Below are 1,997 nucleotides of genomic sequence, written 5' to 3'. Positions count from 1 at the left end.
TCCGCTAACAGCCCGCTGGCCGGGCCGGTTCGCGCCGGCCCGGCGGCTAGGAGACTTATCATGACCATCACCCAGACCAAGACAAAGTCGCCGGCGCCCGATGAGCGCGTCGCCAAGCGCAGTCCGTTCCAGAAGTTGCTCGGACGTCCCGAGGTCGGTGCCCTGGTGGGCGCGATCGTCCTCTTCATCTTCTTCGCGTTGGTGTCCCCGACCTTTACCCAGCCCGGTGCCCTGGCGACCATCCTGTACGGGTCCTCCACGATCGGGATCATGGCGGTGGGGGTGTCCTTGCTGATGATCGGCGGCGAGTTYGACCTCTCCACCGGCGTCGCCGTGATCACCTCGGCGCTGACCGCGTCGCTGTTCAGCTGGTACTTCACCACGAACGTCTGGGTCGGCGTCGGCCTGGCCCTGGTGGTCTCCCTGTCCGTCGGGTTCATCAACGGCTGGATCCTGATCAAGACCAAGCTGCCGTCCTTCATCGTCACCCTGGCCACGTTCCTGATGCTGACCGGCCTGAACCTGGGCCTGACCCGGCTGATCGGCGGCTCGGTGTCCTCGCCCTCGATCTCGACCATGGACGGTTTCGCCTCGGCCCGGGCGGTGTTCGCCTCCTCGGTGAGCGTCGGCGGCGTCGACATCAAGATCACCGTGTTCTACTGGTTCGCGCTCGTCGCGGTCGCGACCTGGGTGCTGATGCGGACCCGGGTGGGGAACTGGATCTTCGCCGTGGGCGGGGACGCGAACGCGGCCCGCGCCGTGGGCGTGCCGGTCAAGGCCACCAAGATCGGGTTGTTCATGGCCGTGGGCTTCTGCGCCTGGATCCTGGGCATGCACAACCTCTTCGCSTTCGACACCGTGCAGTCCGGTGAGGGCGTGGGCAACGAGTTCCTCTACATCATCGCCGCGGTGATCGGCGGCTGCCTGCTCACCGGCGGRTACGGCTCGGCGATCGGCGGCGCGATCGGCGCGTTCATCTTCGGCATGGCCAACAAGGGCATCGTTTACGCGCAGTGGAACCCGGACTGGTTCAAGTTCTTCCTGGGCCTGATGCTGCTGCTGGCCACCATCGTCAACCTCATCGTCAAGCGCCGCGCGGAACTGAAGTAGAAGGGCCCCCGGAACCATGAAYGCCAAAGAGATCGACCAGCAGACCCTGCTGCAGAACGAAAAAGACCCGCTCACCCACACCCCGGTGCACCTGCTCTCCCTCGACGGGGTCGGGAAGCACTACGGGAACATCATCGCCCTCTCCGAGGTCACCATGGCGGTGGACAACGGCCGCGTCACCTGCGTGCTGGGCGAYAACGGCGCGGGCAAATCCACGCTGATCAAGATCATCGCCGGCCTGCACCAGCACGAYGCCGGAACACTGAAGATCATGGGCCAGGAGCGGAAGTTCAGCTCCCCCCGGGACGCCCTCGACGTTGGCATCGCCACGGTCTACCAGGACCTCGCCGTGGTGCCGCTGATGCCGATCTGGCGGAACTTTTTCCTCGGCTCGGAGCTCACGTCCGGCTTCGGCCCGTTCAAGAGCATGGACGTCGAGAAAATGAAGGACATCACGCTCAAGGAACTCGCCGCGATGGGCATCGACCTGCGCGACGTCGAACAGCCCATCGGCCAGCTCTCCGGCGGTGAACGCCAGTGCGTCGCGATCGCCCGGGCCGTGTACTTCGGCGCGAAGGTCCTGATCCTGGACGAGCCCACCGCGGCCCTGGGCGTGAAGCAGTCCGGCGTGGTGCTCCGCTACATCCTGCAGGCCCGCGACCGCGGCCTCGGCGTCATCTTCATCACCCACAACCCGCACCACGCCTTCCCCGTCGGGGACCGGTTCCTGCTGCTCAAACGCGGCAAATCGATCGGCTACTACGACAAAAAAGACATCACCCTCGACGAGCTCACCGCCCAAATGGCCGGCGGCGCAGAACTCGCCGAACTCGCCCACGAACTCGAACAACTCGGCGGCCACAGCGACGTCGTCAAAGAAGTCCAGG

General features: G+C 65.5%; 2 protein-coding genes. Both read left to right on the top strand.

Annotated features, from left to right (window positions below):
- Positions 1 to 60 precede the first annotated feature (60 nt).
- On the top strand, positions 61 to 1,110 hold the full coding sequence (locus AC1DZV_RS21725) for an ABC transporter permease (protein ID WP_028275613.1): 1,050 nt from the start codon (positions 61 to 63) through the stop codon (positions 1,108 to 1,110).
- 16 nt (positions 1,111 to 1,126) lie between these two features.
- A partial coding sequence (locus tag AC1DZV_RS21720) for an ATP-binding cassette domain-containing protein (protein WP_476954562.1) occupies positions 1,127 to 1,997 on the top strand: 871 nt, incomplete at its 3' end.

The organism is Arthrobacter sp. P1_D12 (assembly GCF_056406175.1).
Note: the sequence above shows the minus strand (reverse complement) of the source record. Positions and strands in the feature narration are given on the sequence as shown.